Origin of the sequence: Arsenophonus sp. PmNCSU2021_1, from assembly GCF_036919435.1 — a bacterium.
Classification (GTDB): Bacteria; Pseudomonadota; Gammaproteobacteria; order Enterobacterales; family Enterobacteriaceae; genus Arsenophonus; species Arsenophonus nilaparvatae.
Map to the genome: position 1 here is coordinate 595,596 of NZ_JAZHPL010000004.1, position 19,703 is coordinate 615,298.

The window sequence follows — 19,703 nt, forward strand, 5'->3', positions numbered from 1 at the left end:
TGAAGGTTTTTTATTAACTTATAGATGAAGTTTTTTAAAAGCCTTCATGATGTTAAAACTCAAAAAAGACCAATATTTCCGCGAATGAATAGCAAACCTAAAACAGAAAAAACAGAAATCACCGTTGGCCAACGTTTATTACAGGCACGGGAAACGCTTGGTCTTTCCCGAGAAATCGTTGCCGAGCGACTTTGCTTAAAAGTGTGCACAGTACGTGAGATAGAAGAAGACAGCAATTCCCATAATGTTGATCCTACTTTCTTGCGTGGTTACATTCGTTCTTATGCAAAATTAGTGAAAATTCCAGAAAAAGAAATTCTTGAATTATTGGATAAACATACACCAGCAAAAGCAGCTGTAGTTTCTCCTATGCAGAGTTATTCTCTAGGAAAAACCCGTAAAAAACGCGAAGGCTGGTTAATGAAATTTACCTGGCTAATTATCATTATTTGTATTGCTATGGTAGGTATTTGGTGGTGGCAGGGTTATAAAGTACAAAAACAAGAAATTGCCACGATGGCTGAACAGAATCACTTGAATACTGCTCAAATGCCGGCAGATCCAGCTTCTTCTACTCCTGGTGAAGTAGCAGAGACTGAACAAAATAATTTAAATACATCGTCGACAGAAACTAATGTACAGCCGGTAACCTCATCGATAGCTAATAATGTCGTATCACCAGCTCCTAAAACGCCATTAACGTCTGAAACACCAAAAAATAGTGATATAAATGCTAATATCGAGTCAGTAAATCCAGCAGAAGTAAAAACAGTGCCATTGCCAGGCAGTATGAATAATAGTAATCCAGAACGAGATAGAACAGCAGAGGTTTCTACTGATACTGATGCTGCTAATATAGAATCTGGTGATGGAGTTGTGATGAACTTTAAAGGGGAGTGCTGGTTAGAAGTTCGTGATGCTAAAGGTAAGATTTTATTTAGTGGTATTAAAAATACAGGCCAAAAACTTGAATTAAATGGTGAACTTCCTTATCAATTTAATATTGGTATACCCGCCAATGTTAATCTGTTATTCAAAGGTAATTCCGTTGATCTAAATCGCTTTATTAAAGCTAATCGTCCAGCCAAGTTTAAATTGCCTGGATTGTAAATGAATATTGTAAGACAACATCTATAAATAATGATAAATTGTGAACAAATAAGAAGCCATCGTCAATTCGATGGCTTCAATTATAGAAATAGCGCAACTTATTAAACATGGATGTTGAAGGAGAGTAATATGCATAATCAATCACTGATAAAAAGGCGTAAATCAACGCGCATTTATGTAGGAAATGTTCCCGTTGGTGATGGTGCCCCCATTACAGTACAATCTATGACAAATACGCGGACAACGGATGTTGAAGCGACAGTTAAACAGATTAAATCTTTAGAACGAGTAGGCGTTGATATTGTGCGTGTTTCTGTGCCTACAATGGATGCAGCAGAAGCGTTTAAACTTATTAAGCAACAAGTTAATGTTCCTGTGATTGCTGATATCCATTTTGATTATCGTATTGCACTAAAAGTAGCTGAATATGGTGTGGATTGTTTACGTATCAATCCATGTAATATTGGTAATGAAGAGCGCATTCGTCAGGTTGTTGACTGTGCACGTGATAAAAATATTCCTATTCGGATCGGCGTTAATGGTGGTTCATTAGAAAAAGATATTCAAGAAAAATATGGGGAGCCCACGCCAGCAGCGTTAGTTGAATCTGCTATGCGCCATGTGGATATATTAGATAGATTGAATTTTGATCAGTTTAAAATTAGCGTTAAAGCTTCAGATGTTTTTTTGGCTGTAGGCGCATACCGTTTACTAGCTGATAAAATTAATCAACCTTTACATTTAGGTATTACCGAAGCGGGTGGAGCGCGAGCAGGTTCGGTGAAATCTGCTATCGGATTGGGAATGTTATTGTCTGAGGGGATTGGTGATACATTACGGATTTCATTAGCTGCTGATCCGGTTGAAGAAGTTAAAGTTGGTTTTGATATTTTGAAATCTCTGCGTATTCGCTCGCGAGGTATTAATTTTATTGCTTGTCCAACCTGCTCACGTCAAGAGTTTGATGTCATTGGTACCGTTAATGCATTAGAAGAACGGTTAGAAGATATTATTACTCCGATGGACGTTTCAATTATTGGTTGTGTTGTTAATGGTCCTGGTGAAGCCGAGGTTTCTACCCTTGGCGTCACAGGGGCAAGAGCAAAGAGCGGATTTTATGAAGACGGTGTGCGTCAAAAAGAACGTTTAGACAATGTTGATATGATCGATCAGTTGGAAGCTAAAATTCGGGCAAAGGCCGTTATGTTGGATGAAAATCGGCGGATTGTATTGAACAATTAGATAAATAATTTAATCATATTGGCTCATAAAGTAATGAGCCGATTTTGTTTATGGATTGCACCCTGTTAATATTCACTTTTATAATCCATATTATGATAGATTTTTAAATAGAGAAATAACGTGGTTAAAAACATTCAATCTATTCGCGGTATGAATGACTTTCTTCCTGCCGATATTCAATTCTGGCAAAAAATTGAAAGCAAATTAAAACAAATCCTTGCTAGTTATGGTTTTAGTGAGATTCGAACTCCCATCGTAGAGCAAACCTCATTATTTTCTCGCGCAATAGGTGAGGTCACTGATGTGGTTGAGAAAGAGATGTATACCTTTGATGACCGGGATGGTGACAGCTTAACACTGCGTCCAGAGAATACAGCTGGTTGTGTACGCGCTGGGATCGAACATGGTTTATTGTATAATCAGCAACAACGTCTCTGGTATTTAGGCCCGATGTTTCGTTATGAGCGGCCACAGAAAGGGCGTTATCGTCAATTCCATCAGTTAGGTGCAGAAGTTTTTGGTTTAGCCGGGCCCGATGTTGATGCCGAACTTATCATGATGACAGCACGTTGGTGGCGTGAGTTGGGGATCGCTAACCATGTTTCACTGGAATTAAATTCGATTGGTTCATTAGCGGCGCGCGCAAAATATCGTCAGGCATTAGTCACTTTTTTGCAACAGTATGAAGATAAATTGGATGAAGATTGCCGACGTCGACTGTCGACTAATCCGTTACGCATCCTTGATTCAAAAAATCCTGATGTGCAAAAACTGCTTAATGATGCGCCATTACTTGCTGATTATCTTGACGATGATTCGAAACAACATTTTACTGGACTTTGTAAATTACTTGATGTAGCAGGCGTTCAATATCGAATTAATCAACGTTTAGTTCGTGGTTTAGATTATTATAATCGTACTGTATTTGAGTGGGTTACTGATGCATTAGGTGCGCAGGGTACGGTATGCGCCGGCGGTCGCTATGATGGTCTGGTCGAGCAGCTCGGCGGGCGGACGACCACCGCGGTAGGTTTTGCGATGGGAATGGAGCGCATGGTGTTATTGGTGCAACAGCTTAATCCAGGTTTTGTTGCTGACTGTACCTTAGTTGATGTTTATTTGGTTGCTTGTGGTGAGGCAAGTCAACAGGCAATATTAGTCCTGGCTGAAAAAATTCGCGATAAATTGCCAGCTTTGAAATTAATGACTCATCATGGTGGAGGTAACTTTAAAAAACAGTTAGCTCGCGCTGATAAACATCAGGCGAAAATTGCCCTAATTTTAGGTGAAGATGAGTGTCAATCGGATGAAGTCACAATAAAAGATTTGCGTACCGGCGAACAGGAAAAAATTTCTCAGCAGAATGTTGCTGTACGTTTGGTTGAACTTTTAGGTTAAAGGAGACTCTGTGGAAGTCTATACCACTGAAAACGAGCAGGTAGATGCTATTAAACGCTTTTTTGTTAACAATGGCAAAGCGTTAGTAATTGGGTTAGCTGTCGGAGTTGGCGCGATTATTGGTTGGAATTATTGGCAATCACATCAGGCAAATCGTTTGCAAGAAAGTGCTCAAGCCTTTGAACAAATTTCATCTCAATTGCAGACAGGTTCAAAACAAGCACTGGCTGCTGGCGAACAATTTGCTAATGAAACAAACAATATTTATGGTGTATTGACCAATATTGAACTTGCCAAAATTGCGGTGGAAAAGAGTGATATTGCTGGTGCAGAAAAAGCATTACTAAAGGCATTAGCAGTAGCAAAATTAGATAATCTTAAAGATTTGATCAATGTCAGATTGGCACGCGTACAGTTAACTTTGAACAAGACAGATCAAGCACTGATTACTTTGACTCAAGTACAGGATAAAGGATGGAGTACGATTGTTGAAGATATTCGTGGCGATATATTATTGAAAAAAGGTGATGTTGCTGGCGCCCGTGCAGCTTATTCTAAAGGAATTGAATCAAGTGGAGCTGAAATGATGAAGACAATATTAAAAATAAAAATTAATAGCTTGCCAAACTAAGAGGAATATTAACATGCAATTGGCTAGAACGCTCTTGGTTGGTTTGTTGGCAATGACTTTATTAATGGGATGCTCAACGGAAAAAGATTCTATCGTAATGTCTCCTTTACCTGAGGTTGACAATCAATTTACCCCTTCTATCATCTGGCATCGCTCGATAGGGGATGGTAGTGGAAAATATTATTCTCAACTTTCAACGGCTTACGATGATTCTGTTGTTTATGCAGCCGATCGTAAAGGAACGGTGAAAGCAATGGATGTTGATTCAAGTGAGATACTATGGTCAATTGATTTATCAGAACATGTTGGTTTTTTCACGGCTAATTTGCCGGCCTTACTTTCCAGCGGATTAACGGTTTCAGGAGATAAGCTTTATATAGGGACAGAAACTGGCAAAGTTATCGCATTGAATAAAGCCGATGGAGAAATGGCATGGGAAACAGATGTTGCCGGAGAAGCACTTTCGCAGCCAGTAGTGAGTGACGGTTTGGTATTGATTCATACCAGTAACGGTGTGTTACAAGCGTTAGATGCACAGACTGGACAAAGTAAATGGAGTATTAATTTAGACACCTCGACATTATCAGTAAGAGGAAAGTCAGCGCCAGCTACTGCTTATGGCGTCGCGATTGTTGGTAGTGATGGTGGTCGTATTAGTGCCATAATGCTTGCTCAAGGGCAGATTGTCTGGCAACAATATATTTCTCAGATCCGTGGCGCAACGGAAATTGATCGTTTACACGATGTTAATATGACGCCGGTTATTGATACTAATTCAGGCGCTATCTTTGCTATTGCGTATAATGGTGATTTAGTTGCAATGGATATGCGCTCTAGCCAAATTATCTGGAAGCGTCATCTAGGCACGGTGAATGATATTATTGTCACCAATGATATTATCTACTTAGTTGATCAAAATGATCGTGTGCTGGCCATTCGTAAAAATGATGGTGTCACTTTATGGACACAAGATGCTTTATTACATCGCAATTTGACCGCACTGGCTATTTATGATGGTTATTTAGTAGTTGGCGATGGTGAAGGTTATCTTCATTGGTTAGATACCCAAGATGGTCAATTTGTGGCACAAAATAAAGTTGATAGTTCGGGCTTACGCAGCCGTCCGATTATTGCCAGTGATAAATTACTTATTCAGGCAAAAGATGGAACTGTATATCTGATTGAACGTTAATTGCCTGACATTTTCTTATTTTCCAGATAGAATTAACGGCTGCTGATTTTCGCAGCCGTTTTATTTTTTAGTATTCTGAAGATTGGAATCAGAATACCGATTTTAATTTTTATGAGGCATCTTAAAAATGATACCTGTCATTTCGCTAGTAGGGCGTCCAAATGTAGGAAAATCTACCTTATTTAACCGATTAACTCGAACTAGGGATGCGCTGGTTGCTGATTTTCCTGGTTTAACCCGTGACCGAAAATACGGCACAGCAGAGTTTGCTGGACAGGAATTCATTATTATTGATACCGGTGGTATCGATGGTTCAGAAGAGGGGATAGAAACCCATATGGCTTCTCAATCCTTACTAGCGATTGAAGAAGCTGATATTGTTTTTTTTATGGTTGATGCTCGTTCAGGATTGATGCCGGCAGATTATGAGATTGCGAAACATTTGCACAGTCGCAAAAAGGATAGTTACCTGGTCGCAAATAAAACTGATGGTTTGGATATCGATACAGTTTTAGGTGATTTTTATGCACTTGGGATCAAGGATATTTATCCCATTGCCGCATCTCATGGACGTGGTGTTACTCAACTGATTGAAAAAGTGGTTTCTCCCTATTCGCCGCAAAAATCAGCCAATGATATTGAATTGTCGCCAGAGGAGGCTAATGCAGCTTATTGGCTTGCTCAGGAAGAGAAAGAGGCGCTTGATAATAATAGTGAAGAAGAAGCCTTTGATCCGCGTTCACTACCGGTTAAGTTAGCGATTGTTGGTCGGCCAAATGTTGGTAAATCAACCTTAACTAACCGTATTTTGGGCGAGGATCGAGTAGTTGTTTATGATATGCCAGGTACAACGCGGGATAGCATTTATATTCCGATGGAACGGGATGGATGTGAATATATACTGATTGATACAGCGGGTGTGCGTAAGCGCGGAAAAATAACTGAAACGGTCGAAAAATTTTCGGTGATCAAAACGTTGCAATCAATTAAAGATGCTAATGTTGTTTTACTGGTTATTGATGCCAGAGAGGGTATTTCTGATCAAGACTTATCATTATTAGGTTTTATTTTGAATGCAGGGCGTTCTCTGGTGATTGTAGTCAATAAGTGGGATGGCATGTCGCAAGAGGATCGTCAATCGGTTAAAGATATGCTGGATTTGCGATTAGGTTTTATTGATTTCGCTAAAGTGCATTTTATTTCAGCGTTGCATGGTAGTGGTGTTGGTAATTTATTTGAGTCTATCCATGAAGCTTATGAATCGGCAACACGGCGAGTAAGTACAGCCTTATTAACACGTATTATGAAGATGGCAGAAGAAGAACATCAGCCACCCCTGATACGAGGTCGCAGAGTGAAAATGAAATATGCTCATGCCGGCGGTTATAATCCACCGATTGTGGTCATCCATGGCAATCAAGTTGCTGAATTACCCGATTCTTACAAACGTTATTTAATGAACTATTTTCGTCGCACATTACAGGTTATGGGGACACCGATTCGTATTCAATTTAAAGAAGGCGCTAATCCTTATGCCGGCAAGAAAAATAAATTGACACCAATGCAGCTACGTAAGCGTCTAATTGCCCATCTTAAAAAACGTTAATAACAAATTGCACACTTAAAAAATAAGTGTGTTACTAATATTTATACCCACTCTTTTTCGATTAAAAAATGATTATAAAGTTTTTCTTCATCTGAATTGGACTCAGGATGATAGTTATATTCCCAGCGTGCTAGTGGTGGTAAGGACATTAAAATTGATTCTGTTCTACCGCCAGTCTGCAGCCCGAACAGGGTTCCACGATCGCATACCAGATTAAATTCTGCATAACGTCCTCGGCGGCATAATTGAAATTGGCGCTCGCGTTCACTCCAAGCTGTCTGTTTTCTTTTTTCAACAATAGTAAATACGCCTTAAGAAAACCATTGCCAATATCCTGAGTAAAGTGAAAGCAGGTAGTAAAATCGGGTTGGTTTAAATCGTCAAAGAAAAGGCCGCCAACCCCGCGTGGCTCATTGCGATGTTTGATAAAAAAATAGCGATCACACCATTTTTTATAGTTGGGATAAATTTCTTTTCCATAAGGTAAACATAGAGACTGCGCAATCTTGTGCCAGTGTATAATATCTTCTTCAAAGCCATAATAGGGAGTTAAATCAAATCCACCACCAAACCACCATACTGATGGTTCACCTGGTTTTTCTGCAATGAAAAAACGGACATTAGCATGGGCTGTTGGAATATAAGGATTGAGTGGATGAGTAACTAAAGAAACTCCCATTGCTTGATAGCGACGACCTACCAGTATTGGACGATTTTCTGTGGCAGAAGCAGGTAAATGCTCACCACTTATATGGGAAAAATTGACTCCTACTTGCTCAAAAATCGTCCCATTTTTTAATATACGGCTACGACCGCCACCTTTTTGTTTATGTTGCCAGTTATGTTGGGCAAATTTTGCGGTGTTATCGATATGTTCAAATTGCTGACAGAGCTTATCTTGCAAAGTGAGAAGAAGTGCCTTCACTGCATTAATATCAGGTATATTCATAACATTGCTTTTGATTATTATTAGAGTAGTAGATTAGCGGTTAATTATACACTCAATACGGTCTGAATACATTTTGTTATTGATTGGATCTGTTAGTATTGCAATAACGATAGCAAAATATTCAGCATGACCGCCTATAAATATTAATAGTAGAGTTATGCATGTATCAGTGAATCAAGTAAGCTAATTATAGTCTATTCAAAAACTGTCGTTGTTGGCAGTTTAAGTCTATGGTTAATACTATAATTGTCGGTTAGTAAAGTTAACCACAACCCAATTTCGGCTAAAAAGCAGAAGTATTTATCTATTCTCTTATTGTCAGAATGGAATGGATTTAATATAAAATGAATTTTAGCCAATAAAATTCTTACATTATTTAGTGTTGGTATTATTATTTTAGTAAATTTTAATTATTTGCTATTGAAAAGCCAAGTAGAGCGGTGTTAAATAAACAGAATAATAAATTTACGTAATAACCATATGATTTTATTGTAAATAAATTAAATTATTTAAAAGTGAAATAATGATTCATGGAGTATAAAATCAACATTTTCAGCGCTATCTTATTCATTTTATTTTGCTACCATCATTCTTGTTTAGATAATAAGAATGCCAATCTTTATTCTTCACTAAGTAGGTAAAAAAATATGGAAATAAGAACCTTTCAACAAGATGATTTCGAAGAAATTATCACATTATGGGGGCTTTGTCAGCTAATTCAAACAGATAGAGATCCTGAAGCAGATATCGAGCGTAAAATGTTATCGGGGGCAGATCTTTTTTTAGTTGCTGAAATGGCAGGTGAAGTTGTTGGTACCATCATGGGAGGATACGATGGTTATCAAGGATCTGCTTATTATTTAGCGGTGCACCCTGAATACCGTGGTAGAGGGATTGCCAATGCATTAATTAGTCGTTTAGAAAAAAAATTAATTGCTAAAGGTTGCCCACAAATTATGTTTTTAGTACCTGAAGAGAATGACGCTACCATCTGTATGTGTGAGAAAATGGCTTACGAAGAGTTACAACAGGAAAATATTTTATACACTAAACGATTAATTGATGATCAAGCGTTTGAGTGATTAATGCAATTAATTTGATGATACCAATATTTATCTTTTTTGATATAAAATTTTATTAATTTATTTTTTGTGAAAATTTTTTATCGGTATTAGTGGATTATTTTTAAACTGTCAGATTAATAAAAGTTAATTTCATCTTTATTTGGAAAATAACTTGTTTTACTTACTTTTTTGTAGATTATTAACTTGTATTCTATCACGCTGCTAATTTCACACATTATAAACAAATTTTAAATAAAATTATTAATATTTTTACTTTTTTTATTATATTGTAAATTAATTTTAAGGGGTTTTTTATGCCACAACTTTTTGGCAACAGCCGATTATTTTGGTTAAAAGTGTCATTTGCAACAAGTCTATTATCACTAACCGGATGTAGCAGTATTTCATGGTCAAGTTTATATCCAATGAATTGGTTTGCCAGTTCAGTTAAAATTTCCGCTACCGGAGTTGGTCAGATTAATAAAATGACCCCGATGGAAGAGCAGATTATTGCAGCAGCGTTAAATAACCGATACCATTTTCGCTCTGGAATGCAAATTGAGCAGGGGCAATTAATGTCTCTTTTCCAAGGTATAAATAATTTTCAAGAAAAGATAGTTATTTATGGTGTTGAGAATGGGGAAGTTAAGCGAATCGAAATCGTGGATGAAGATATTAAAACAGTATGGGATACAAAAATAGGAACACTATTCTCGCAAATCTATCAAAACGCAGTGCAAGGTAGTTGTTACCCTGATTCAAAGCAAACCAATATGTTAACTAATTGTGTTTCTCCTCAATCTAGCCATGTTACTTATCGTTTTACTGGCAAATCGAGTGGGTCCCAAAAATCTAGTGCCATCAACTGATGTTTTAGCTAATTGGAAAGTAAGTGGTATTATTTGGTCTGCACAATAATGATTTAATTTAGTAATAAATTATATCAAGGTATGACATAAAAATTGAATTGTTTAAATCCTTTAATCAAAGTTGCATATTATAACTTTGTTGCAAGGACTATCAGCTATTTTTGTTGTTTATGTTGCTATTAGCGTTGTTTTATTCTTTATAATAAAAATAATTAGGTAAATAATGTGGATTATTTGGAAAAATTTATTGGTAATACGCCACTAGTTAAGCTAAAAAGATTGACTAAAAATAGGGATGCTGAAATTTGGGTAAAACTAGAGAGTAATAATCCTGCCGGTTCAGTCAAAGATAGAGCTGCCCTTTTTATGATCCAGCAAGCAGAAAAACGAGGTCAAATTACACCTGGTGATACCTTAATTGAAGCAACTAGTGGTAATACAGGGATCGCATTGGCAATGATAGCCACCATAAAGGGATATAAACTAAAATTATTAATGCCGGAAAATATGAGTGTTGAACGTCAGTCAGTGATACGAGCTTATGGTGCTGAAATAGTTTTGGTTAGTGAAGCGGAAGGGATGGAAGGGGCTCGTGATCGTGCATTAGAGATGCAATCTCGAAATGAAGGTAAAGTGCTTGATCAATTTAATAATTTTGATAATCCATTAGCCCATTTTATGACGACAGGCCCTGAAATTTGGCGTCAGACAGCAGGGCGGATCACGCATTTTGTCTCAAGTATGGGGACAACTGGAACAATTACCGGTGTCAGCCAATATTTAAAATCTAAATCAAATAAAATAGAAATTATCGGTTTGCAACCAGCAGAAAATAGCTATATTCCAGGGGTTCGGCGCTGGTCTCAAGATTATATTCCAAGTATATTCAGATCTGCACAAGTTGATAGAATATTGGATATCACTCAGATAGAAGCAGAACAAATGATGAAGAGCCTAGCAATAGATGAAGGTATCTTTTTGTGGTGTTAGTTCAGGAGGCGCTGTGGCAGGGGCATTACGCGTTGCTAAACAGAACCCCGGGGCAGTTATTGTGACTATTATTTGTGACCGAGGGGATCGTTATCTTTCCACTGGATTATTTAATTGAATTAAATAATATCAAAGATAAATAGTTGTTTATAGTAAACAATCATTGTTATTAAATAGCGAAATAGGGAAGAATGGTAGTTTATTTTTTGATCTGCATAATAACGGTTTCACCTACAACAATAGAGCCACTAAATTTAGTTAGTTCTTTTATTTCATCCATATTAGAAATGACTACAGGTGTTAATGTCGATTTTGCTTTTTCTTCTAATAGAGGAAGATCAAGTTCAAGCACTAAATCTCCTTTTTGTACTTTTTGTCCTTCCTCTGCTATGCGGGTGAATCCTTCACCCTTTAATTCAACTGTATCAATACCGCAATGGACAAATAACTCAATACCATTATCTGATTCGATAGAAAATGCATGGTTCGTTTCAAATATTTTACCAATAGTTCCATCAACTGGAGCAACAATTTTGTTACCAGTAGGCTTGATAGCAATGCCATCACCAACAATTTTCTCGGCAAAAACAACATCTGGAACATCTTCTATATTAACAACTTCACCTGAAATTGGCGCAATAATATCAATATTGCCAGTGCTATTTTTATCATCTGAAACCAGTGATTTGAGTTTGTCAAACAGACCCATGGATCTTCTCCTAATTAATTGTTTTCTTATGGGGTCAAGAGTTGGTTGATGATTTTAGCAAAGTGTTTTTTCTTTAATAAATGTTTCAACCAAATCCATCAATTCCTTCGCTGTCGGTTGATTAAGAGCTTGTTCTGCTAATGTTTTTGCATCTTTGAAATTTGCATTTCGGATAATTTTTTTAATAGTTGGGATTGAGATTGCACTCATACTAAATTCATCTAATCCCATACCAAGTAATAATAGTGTAGCACGTTCATCACCAGCAAGCTCACCACACATACCTGTCCATTTCCCTTCTGCATGAGAAGCATCAATAACTTGTTTAATAAGTTTTAACACTGAAGGAGACATTGGATTATAAAGGTGAGAAATCAGATCATTTCCGCGATCAACCGCTAAGGTATACTGTGTTAGATCATTGGTTCCGATGCTAAAAAAATCGACTTCTTTTGCTAAATGATGCGCAATAACCGCAGCTGCTGGTGTTTCAATCATAATCCCAACTTCAATCGACTGATCGAAAGCGTGCTTTTCCTCGGTTAATTGCTGTTTAAGTATAGCTAGCTCTTCTTTTAAGGTGCGAATTTCTTCCACAGAAATGACCATGGGAAACATAATACGTAGATGGCCGAAGGCAGAGGCTCTTAAAATAGCACGTAATTGAACGTGTAGGATTTCTTTGCGATCAAGGGAAATACGAATTGCTCGCCAACCAAGAAAAGGATTTTCTTCTTTCGGTAGGTTCATATAGGGAAGATCTTTATCCCCACCAATATCCATGGTACGAATAATAATAGCCTGTGGCCCCATAGCTTCTGCAACCGCTTTATAAGCTTGAAATTGTTCTTCTTCGCTAGGTAAATTATTGCGATCCATAAACAGAAATTCAGTACGGTACAGACCCACACCTTCAGCACCATTACGCTCAGCACCTTCTACATCACGTACAGTACCAATATTTGCGCAAACTTCAACTTGATGACCATCTAAAGTTATTGCGGGCAAATCTTTCAATTTTGCGAGCTCACTTTTTTCACGTAAATACTCATCTTTAATTTGTTTAAGCTTGTCAATCTCACTATCAGATGGATTTTGATAAAAATGATTATTGAGAGCATCTAAAACAAGATAATCGTTTGGTTGGATGTTCTTCGTTGCATTGCTTGTGCCAACAATAGCCGGAATTTCCAGCGATCTGGCCATAATTGAAGTATGAGAAGTGCGTCCGCCTATATCAGTAATAAAGCCAAGTACTTTCTTCAAGTTTAATTGTGCGGTTTCAGACGGGGTAAGATCTGCCGCAACCAAAATGACTTCTTCTGTAATTGAACCAAGATCAACAATAGGCAACCCTAAAATATTTTTTAGCAGGCGTTTACCAATATCTCTGACGTCAGCGGCACGTTCCTTGAGGTATTCGTCATTCAATTCTTCTAATGCTGTGGCTTGTTCTTCAATCACTTTTTGGGCTGCAGCATCCGCAGTTTTGTGCTCTTTTTTGATGAAAGAAAAAATTTCCTGCTCAAGTTCTTCATCTTCAAGCAGCATTATATTACCTTCAAATATTTCCGCTTTTTCTTCACCAAGATTTTTTTCTGCGGTTTTTTTTATCGTTTTTAATTGTGCTATTGCTTTTTCGCGTCCAGCAATAAAACGGTTAATTTCACTGTCAATTTGGGCGTCAGAAATTTTCTTTTGATTGACAACAATTGGCGCTTCTTTAAGAATTAATGCCTTGCCGAAGGCGATACCTGGTGATACTGAAATTCCTGAAATCATAAATGTTACCTTACTACCAATGGGCGAAAAATAGCTAGCTCATAGGACTGGCTTTGATACTTATGGTTAAATAGATATCGCCAGATAAAGATATCCAGGGATAAAAAATAGAAAATAAATGTTATATTGCCCGTATGTCATTACTCCAATTCGGCCATTAGTTTAACTAGATGTTCTACTGCTTTCTGCTCATCTTCACCTTCAGCAGAAATAGTGACAACAGTTCCTTGACTCAGGCCGAGTGTTTGTAGTTTAAATAAACTTTTAGCGCTCGCAGATTTTCCGTTATAGGAAAGTGTAATTTCAGAAGAAAAACTTTTTGCCTCTTTGACAAACTGAGCCGCCGGGCGAGTGTGAAGACCATTAGGTGCTGTGATGGTGACTTCTTGTTGGAACATATTTTTTCCCTCAACAAACTTAATATTTTTTATTAGTAAATCGAAAATATTTTAGCTGAAATAATCTGGATTTGCGTATTACTTTTCAGTGATAATAAAAGAAAAACGTTTTTTTCCATTATCAAACATAAATTTTATGTATATCGACATTATAGAGCCAGACATGTTAATTTGCCTAGTTTATGCCCTATTTGTAAATTTTCACTGCTTATTTTTTGATTAATTTCGATTGTCGAAATAATTAATGACTTAAATACTAAACTCGTTTCAAGAAATCATCTTAATACACACTAAACTTTGATCTACGACACAAAAAAAGCACTTTTAAAGCGCTTTTTTAGCTAATTGTGCGCAAAAATAGTCATTAGCTTGCATTGGCAGCAGAAAATAAATCTGTACTCAAATAACGTTCACCGGAAGAAGGTAAAATAACCACAATATTCTTATTTTGAAATGCCGGTTTTGCCGCTAATTTTACTGCTGCGGCAACTGCAGCGCCTGATGATATACCGGCTAAAATACCTTCTTTTTGCATAATTAGCCGAGCGGTTTGTATCGCTTCGTCATCGCTAATAGCAAACACATCATCAATAAGAGCAAGATCCAGGTTATCAGGGATAAAACCAGCACCTATGCCTTGGATTTTATGTGGACCAGGTTTTATTTCTAGGCCAGCTAATGTCTGGCTTATTACTGGCGATGCGGCTGGCTCGACAGCAATCATTTTAATGGCTTCACCGCCTGCTTTCTTTTTTAGATAACGGCCGATGCCAGTAATTGTAGCACCGGTACCAACTCCAGCCACGACAGCGGCTATCTCACCATCAGTATCTTGCCAAATTTCAGGTCCAGTTGTTTTTTGGTGAATTTCAGGATTGGCTGGATTATTAAATTGTTGCAAAAGAAGATAACGATCCGGAGCAGTGGCAACAATTTCGATGGCTTTTTCAATGGCGCCCTTCATGCCCTTAGCACCTTCAGTTAGGACTAAATTAGCGTCAAGCGCTTTTAATAATTTACGCCGCTCAAGGCTCATAGTTTCAGGCATGGTCAAGGTAAGCTTATATCCACGCGCAGCGGCAACGTAAGCCAGGGCAATTCCGGTATTGCCACTGGTCGGCTCGATTAAAGTTTTATTGGTTGTCAATTTGTCTAGTTTAGGGGTTAACAGACCTTTTTTTTCTGCGTCCCAAATCATATTGGCACCAATGCGGCATTTTACGCTAAAACTTGGGTTACGTGATTCGATTTTTGCTAACAAATTTCCGTTACCAAAGTGTTTCAAACGAACTAATGGAGTATGACCAATAGTTAGCGAGTTATCTTCAAAGATGTTGCTCATCGATCGTCCTTACTATTTTTCAGAAGCTATAAACATGCTCAAATATAGTACTAATCACCATACGCTAAGCGAATTATTTTGGAAATAAAAATTTATCCTATCGTTATATCGCACAGGTGTTTATCGTCGCTTTGATTAATTTTTACTAACTGATATAACGGGATATTTGGTGGTAACTAATAACTATTTTTTAGTAAATTAAGCTTAATTTTTATGTTGACTGCGGATACTAACATCAAATATGCCACAATCATTTATTTTGATTATTATTACTATCTGAGATAGCTGAAGTTAGGGTAAGAAATTTTAGCTAACTTCAGCGTTTGAGTTAATGACGGTTATGTTTCAGACGGTAGAGATCAACCCACATTGCTGTTGCACCGCAGATTGCGACGGGCATGATAACCAAATTGATAATAGGGATCATCGTCAGCAAATTGACTATTGCACCAAACTGGATACTGGTTGTTCGATTATTGGCAAGTGCCAACTTCATTTGATCAAATTTTACTTTATGGTTATCAAAAGGATAATCACAATATTGAATTGCCATCATCCAAGCACCAAATAAAAACCATAAAATTGGTGCGATTGTCTGAGCAATACCGGGAATGAAAAACAGGATCAGCAACGGAATAACACGAATAAGGTAGTAACATAATTTTGTTACTTCCCGCGCTAAGATCCGCGGTATGTCGGCAATAAGTACCGCAAAACTGGTATCGGGCGCGGGAGTTCCTGTTAATTCGGCTTCCAATTTTTCAGCTAACCAGCCATTAAAAGGAGAAGCAATAAAATTGGCGATAGTACTAAAGAAGTAGCCAAATATAAGTAAAATAGAGAGCACCGCAATAGGCCATATTAGATAACTTAACCACTGCATCCAACTGGGAACATAAGAAAGTAATGTTTGGATCCAATCGCCTAATTTGCTATAAAGCCACCAAAAGGCACTACCGAGTAAAATAATATTTGCTAATAAGGGTAAGATAACAAAACGTCTTATACCTGGACGAGTAACTAGCTGCCATCCCTGAGCAAAATAATAGAAACCATTCGCAGTTTTTAGTGATTTTATTGAATTAATCATACTTCATATTATCTCCTTTAGGTTTGATCTTGTATCATGTAGATAGGATTTTTAGCTGGCTAGTCTTTTGTTGGCTAAAAAAACAGCGAAAAAAGAATAAATATCTAACTTTTTGTAAGAAAATTATGTAGAGGGTTGCACTTAACGTTATTGGCAAATACTCTTAATATAATGATACCGCCATGGTGGCGATTATTTTTTCAAACAACAGAGATAGAGCGATGCAGGATTTGCGTCTAATATTAGTGGTCGTTGGTGCGATAGCTATAATAGCTTTACTGTTACATGGCTTTTGGACAGGTGGTAAAGAGCGTTCGAAGCTATTTAAAGATCGCCCTATGAAGCGCCGTAAACAACATAGTCAGTATACACCTGAGAGTGCAGGCGATCCATCCCTTGGCGATAAAATGATGGAGGCACAACAATCAGCATCTAAATTGACTAGTCAGAAGGCAAATGAACAATTTGCTTCCCGAAAATCTGAATCATCTAAGGTAGTGAAAACACCTAACGATGATCCACATCTAGCTGATACTGAAGTAGAAATTGGATCTCGTGCTAAGCAAGAAAAGAGCGTTCAGACTAAACAGCTTGAACTTGAGATTTCTGAGCCTGCGCTAAATTCAATTAATAGTGAAGAAAGGGAAGACGCTTTCGTAGCAAACACAGGAGAAAGCAGCCAACAGGCTGTTGGTGGAGTTGAACATCCTGATGGTGAAAAACAACAAAGTAACTTAGCTGATGAAGCTGATAAAAAGGATATTGTTGTTGTTTTACATGTTGCGGCACTGCAAGGTCAAGTTTTAGGCGGTGATCTGTTGTTACAAAGTATTTTTCAATCGGGTTTTCAGTTTGGTGAAAGGCAGATCTTTCATCGTCATGTTGATCCTTCTGGTTCTGGGCAGATTTTATTTAGCTTAGCCAATATGGTGAAACCCGGTTCTTTTGAGCCAGAGGCCATGTCTGATTTCACCACTCCGGGTATATCTATATTTATGATGGTACCTTCATATGGTGACTCAGGACAAAACTTCAAATTGATGTTGCAAGCAGCACAACGTATTGCGGCTGATGTTGGTGGTGTCGTGCTTGATGAGGATCGCAAAATGCTGACACCCCAAATGATAGAGGAATATCATAGCCGAATTAGAAAAGCATTAACTTAAATATTAGATGATTAGTAATCAACCCCCGTGATAGCGGGGGTTTTGTCTTTAGTTGTATGGTGAATAATGAAAGAACAACAAAATTATCTTGCTCGGCTTAAACAGCAATTACGGCATCATGAATATCTTTATCATGTATTAGATACGCCTGAAATACCCGATGCAGAATATGATCGGATGATGCAGGAATTGAAAAAATTGGAGGCTGAGCATCCAGAATGGATTACTGCTGATTCGCCAACACAACGGGTTGGTGCTGCGCCATTAACGGCTTTTGAGCAGGTACGCCATGAAATACCGATGCTGTCATTAGATAACGTTTTTGATGAAGAGAGTTATTTAGCCTTTGATAAACGAGTACATGATCGTTTAAAAAATAATAGCCAGTTGACATTTTGTTGTGAACTTAAATTAGATGGTTTGGCGGTTAGCCTGTTATATGAACATGGCGAGCTGGTGCAGGCTGCGACGCGTGGTGATGGTATAACAGGCGAAAATATTACGGCTAATATTCGTACCATTCGAGCAATTCCGCTCCGTTTGACCGGCGATAATATTCCTGCGCATATTGAAATTCGTGGTGAAGTTTTTATGACTCATCGCGGTTTTGAAAAACTGAATGAGGAAGCTCGGCGTAATGATGGTAAAATTTTTGCCAATCCACGTAATGCCGCAGCAGGCTCATTACGTCAGCTTGATCCTCGTATTACTGCCAAAAGGCCATTAGCCTTTTTTTGTTATGGTTTCGGCTTGTTAGCGGGCGGACAATTGCCGGCTAGCCAATATCAATGTCTAATGCAGTTTAAAAAATGGGGCTTACCCGTTAGTGATAAGGTAGCGCTTTGCCAAAATAGCCAACAAGTTTTAGCCTATTACCATCAAATTGAGCAAGAGCGTTTAGGCTTAGGTTTTGATATCGATGGTGTCGTTGTTAAAGTGGATCCGTTGTCGCTGCAAGAAGAGCTTGGTTTTGTCGCTCGAGCTCCTCGTTGGGCTACGGCATTTAAATTTCCCGCTCAAGAACAGATAACTTTATTGTATGATGTTGAATTTCAAGTAGGACGTACCGGTGCTATTACACCGGTTGCCCGATTAGAGCCTGTTCAGGTTGCAGGCGTCACGGTAAGCAATGCAACATTGCACAATGCTGATGAGATAGAACGTTTAGGTATACGCATTGGGGATACCGTCGTTATTCGCAGAGCGGGTGATGTGATCCCGCAGATTGTTAATGTGCTCACTGAAAGACGTTCTACTGATAGCAGAGAAATTCGGTTTCCTATTCACTGCCCGGTTTGTGGTTCAGCCATTGAACGTATCGAAGGTGAGGCTGTGATCCGTTGTACTGGTGGTTTAATTTGTGCCGCACAACGTAAGGGTGCCTTGAAGCACTTTGTTTCGCGCCGAGCAATGGATATTGAGGGCATGGGTGATAAGATTATTGATCAATTGGTTGATAAAGAGTATGTAAAGACAGCGGCCGATCTTTACTGTTTAAATCCTGATATTTTAGCCAGATTAGAGCGTATGGGGCCAAAATCTGCACAAAATCTAATTAATGCGCTTGATAAATCCAAACAAACCACATTAGCTCGCTTTATTTATGCGTTGGGTATTCGGGAAGTTGGCGAAGCAACGGCGGGCAATTTGGCGACACATTATGCGACGTTAACTTCACTCATATCAGCAGATATAGAGTCGCTAAAAACAGTACCCGATGTTGGCGAGGTAGTAGCAAAGCATATTATTAATTTTTTTCACGAACAACATAATCGCGATGTTGTTAATGAGTTAGTGAATGAAATTGGTATTAGCTGGCCAGCTATACCAGTTAAGAAAACCAATAGTTCATTTACCGGCAAAACACTAGTTTTAACCGGTACATTAAACCGTTTAACGCGTGATGAGCTTAAAGACAAGTTAATATTACTTGGCGCAAAAGTCACTGCCAGTGTTTCTAAAAAAACCGATCTGGTGATCGCAGGTGAAGCTGCTGGTTCTAAATTGGCAAAAGCAAATGAGTTAGGAATAAAAATTATTAATGAGGATGAATTAATGGAGTTACTACAAGAACATTAATCTTTTATGGCTTTTCGAGGTAGTAATTCGCAGGATGTTGACTGCTTTGATTTCGTAATCGTTTTATTCATCATCAATTAGCTATC

At 38.0% G+C, this 19,703-nt stretch carries 16 protein-coding genes and 2 pseudogenes; 12 read left to right on the plus strand and 6 right to left on the minus strand.

The window, feature by feature from the left end:
• The first annotated feature begins 84 nt into the window (after window positions 1-84).
• From rodZ to der, 6 genes are all read left to right on the plus strand, one after another.
• A complete protein-coding gene (gene rodZ, locus V3224_RS07795) occupies window positions 85-1,110 on the plus strand; it encodes a cytoskeleton protein RodZ (protein WP_334469723.1) in 1,026 nt (341 codons plus the stop codon).
• Between the two features lie 129 nt (window positions 1,111-1,239).
• Entirely contained in the window at window positions 1,240-2,352 is a 1,113-nt protein-coding gene (ispG, locus tag V3224_RS07800; protein ID WP_334469725.1) for a flavodoxin-dependent (E)-4-hydroxy-3-methylbut-2-enyl-diphosphate synthase, read from the plus strand.
• Window positions 2,353-2,472: 120 nt separating this feature from the next.
• Complete coding sequence (hisS, locus tag V3224_RS07805; RefSeq protein WP_334469727.1) at window positions 2,473-3,750, plus strand: histidine--tRNA ligase; 1,278 nt, start codon at window positions 2,473-2,475, stop codon at window positions 3,748-3,750.
• A 10-nt stretch (window positions 3,751-3,760) separates the two neighbouring features.
• A complete protein-coding gene (locus V3224_RS07810) occupies window positions 3,761-4,381 on the plus strand; it encodes a YfgM family protein (RefSeq protein WP_334469729.1) in 621 nt (206 codons plus the stop codon).
• 13 nt (window positions 4,382-4,394) lie between these two features.
• Window positions 4,395-5,573: an outer membrane protein assembly factor BamB gene (gene bamB, locus V3224_RS07815; protein ID WP_334469731.1), complete on the plus strand. Its 1,179-nt coding sequence runs from the start codon at window positions 4,395-4,397 to the stop codon at window positions 5,571-5,573.
• Between the two features lie 127 nt (window positions 5,574-5,700).
• Complete coding sequence (der, locus tag V3224_RS07820; protein ID WP_334469733.1) at window positions 5,701-7,179, plus strand: ribosome biogenesis GTPase Der; 1,479 nt, start codon at window positions 5,701-5,703, stop codon at window positions 7,177-7,179.
• A gap of 41 nt (window positions 7,180-7,220) precedes the next feature.
• On the opposite strand, the pseudogene hemF reads toward der, so the two are convergent.
• Window positions 7,221-8,050 (minus strand): annotated as a pseudogene (gene hemF, locus V3224_RS07825) (oxygen-dependent coproporphyrinogen oxidase).
• Between the two features lie 725 nt (window positions 8,051-8,775).
• On the opposite strand from hemF, the gene V3224_RS07830 reads away from it, so the two are divergent.
• The 4 genes and pseudogenes from V3224_RS07830 to cysM all read left to right on the plus strand — a co-directional run bounded on the left by V3224_RS07830 (window position 8,776) and on the right by cysM (window position 11,169).
• Window positions 8,776-9,210 carry a GNAT family acetyltransferase gene (locus V3224_RS07830; RefSeq protein WP_032114735.1) on the plus strand — a complete coding sequence of 145 codons (435 nt, stop codon included), beginning with the start codon at window positions 8,776-8,778 and terminating at the stop codon, window positions 9,208-9,210.
• Between the two features lie 296 nt (window positions 9,211-9,506).
• Window positions 9,507-10,061, plus strand: a complete 555-nt coding sequence (locus V3224_RS07835; protein WP_334469735.1) for a DUF1131 family protein — start codon at window positions 9,507-9,509, stop codon at window positions 10,059-10,061.
• Window positions 10,048-10,110, plus strand: a complete 63-nt coding sequence (locus V3224_RS07840) for a DUF1131 family protein (RefSeq protein WP_334470349.1) — start codon at window positions 10,048-10,050, stop codon at window positions 10,108-10,110. The genes V3224_RS07835 and V3224_RS07840 overlap by 14 nt, the downstream gene beginning before the upstream one ends.
• A 176-nt stretch (window positions 10,111-10,286) precedes the next feature.
• Window positions 10,287-11,169, plus strand: a pseudogene (cysM, locus tag V3224_RS07845) (cysteine synthase CysM).
• Between the two features lie 81 nt (window positions 11,170-11,250).
• Here the strand turns inward: cysM and crr are convergent.
• From crr to cysZ, 5 genes are all read right to left on the minus strand, one after another.
• Window positions 11,251-11,760 carry a PTS glucose transporter subunit IIA gene (gene crr / locus V3224_RS07850; RefSeq protein ID WP_334469737.1) on the minus strand — a complete coding sequence of 170 codons (510 nt, stop codon included), beginning with the start codon at window positions 11,758-11,760 and terminating at the stop codon, window positions 11,251-11,253.
• A 54-nt stretch (window positions 11,761-11,814) separates the two neighbouring features.
• A complete protein-coding gene (gene ptsI / locus V3224_RS07855; RefSeq protein ID WP_334469739.1) occupies window positions 11,815-13,542 on the minus strand; it encodes a phosphoenolpyruvate-protein phosphotransferase PtsI in 1,728 nt (575 codons plus the stop codon).
• A gap of 140 nt (window positions 13,543-13,682) precedes the next feature.
• Entirely contained in the window at window positions 13,683-13,940 is a 258-nt protein-coding gene (gene ptsH / locus V3224_RS07860; RefSeq protein ID WP_334469741.1) for a phosphocarrier protein Hpr, read from the minus strand.
• Between the two features lie 364 nt (window positions 13,941-14,304).
• Window positions 14,305-15,282 carry a cysteine synthase A gene (gene cysK / locus V3224_RS07865; protein WP_334469743.1) on the minus strand — a complete coding sequence of 326 codons (978 nt, stop codon included), beginning with the start codon at window positions 15,280-15,282 and terminating at the stop codon, window positions 14,305-14,307.
• Window positions 15,283-15,610: 328 nt separating this feature from the next.
• The gene (gene cysZ / locus V3224_RS07870; RefSeq protein ID WP_334469745.1) at window positions 15,611-16,372 is read right to left on the minus strand and encodes a sulfate transporter CysZ; all 762 of its coding nucleotides are present in this window, start codon (window positions 16,370-16,372) and stop codon (window positions 15,611-15,613) included.
• 221 nt (window positions 16,373-16,593) lie between these two features.
• On the opposite strand from cysZ, the gene zipA reads away from it, so the two are divergent.
• Together zipA and ligA are read left to right on the plus strand one after the other, a co-directional pair.
• Complete coding sequence (gene zipA, locus V3224_RS07875; RefSeq protein ID WP_442890169.1) at window positions 16,594-17,538, plus strand: cell division protein ZipA; 945 nt, start codon at window positions 16,594-16,596, stop codon at window positions 17,536-17,538.
• 66 nt (window positions 17,539-17,604) lie between these two features.
• A complete protein-coding gene (ligA, locus tag V3224_RS07880) occupies window positions 17,605-19,617 on the plus strand; it encodes an NAD-dependent DNA ligase LigA (RefSeq protein ID WP_334469749.1) in 2,013 nt (670 codons plus the stop codon).
• The last annotated feature ends 86 nt before the right edge of the window (window positions 19,618-19,703 follow it).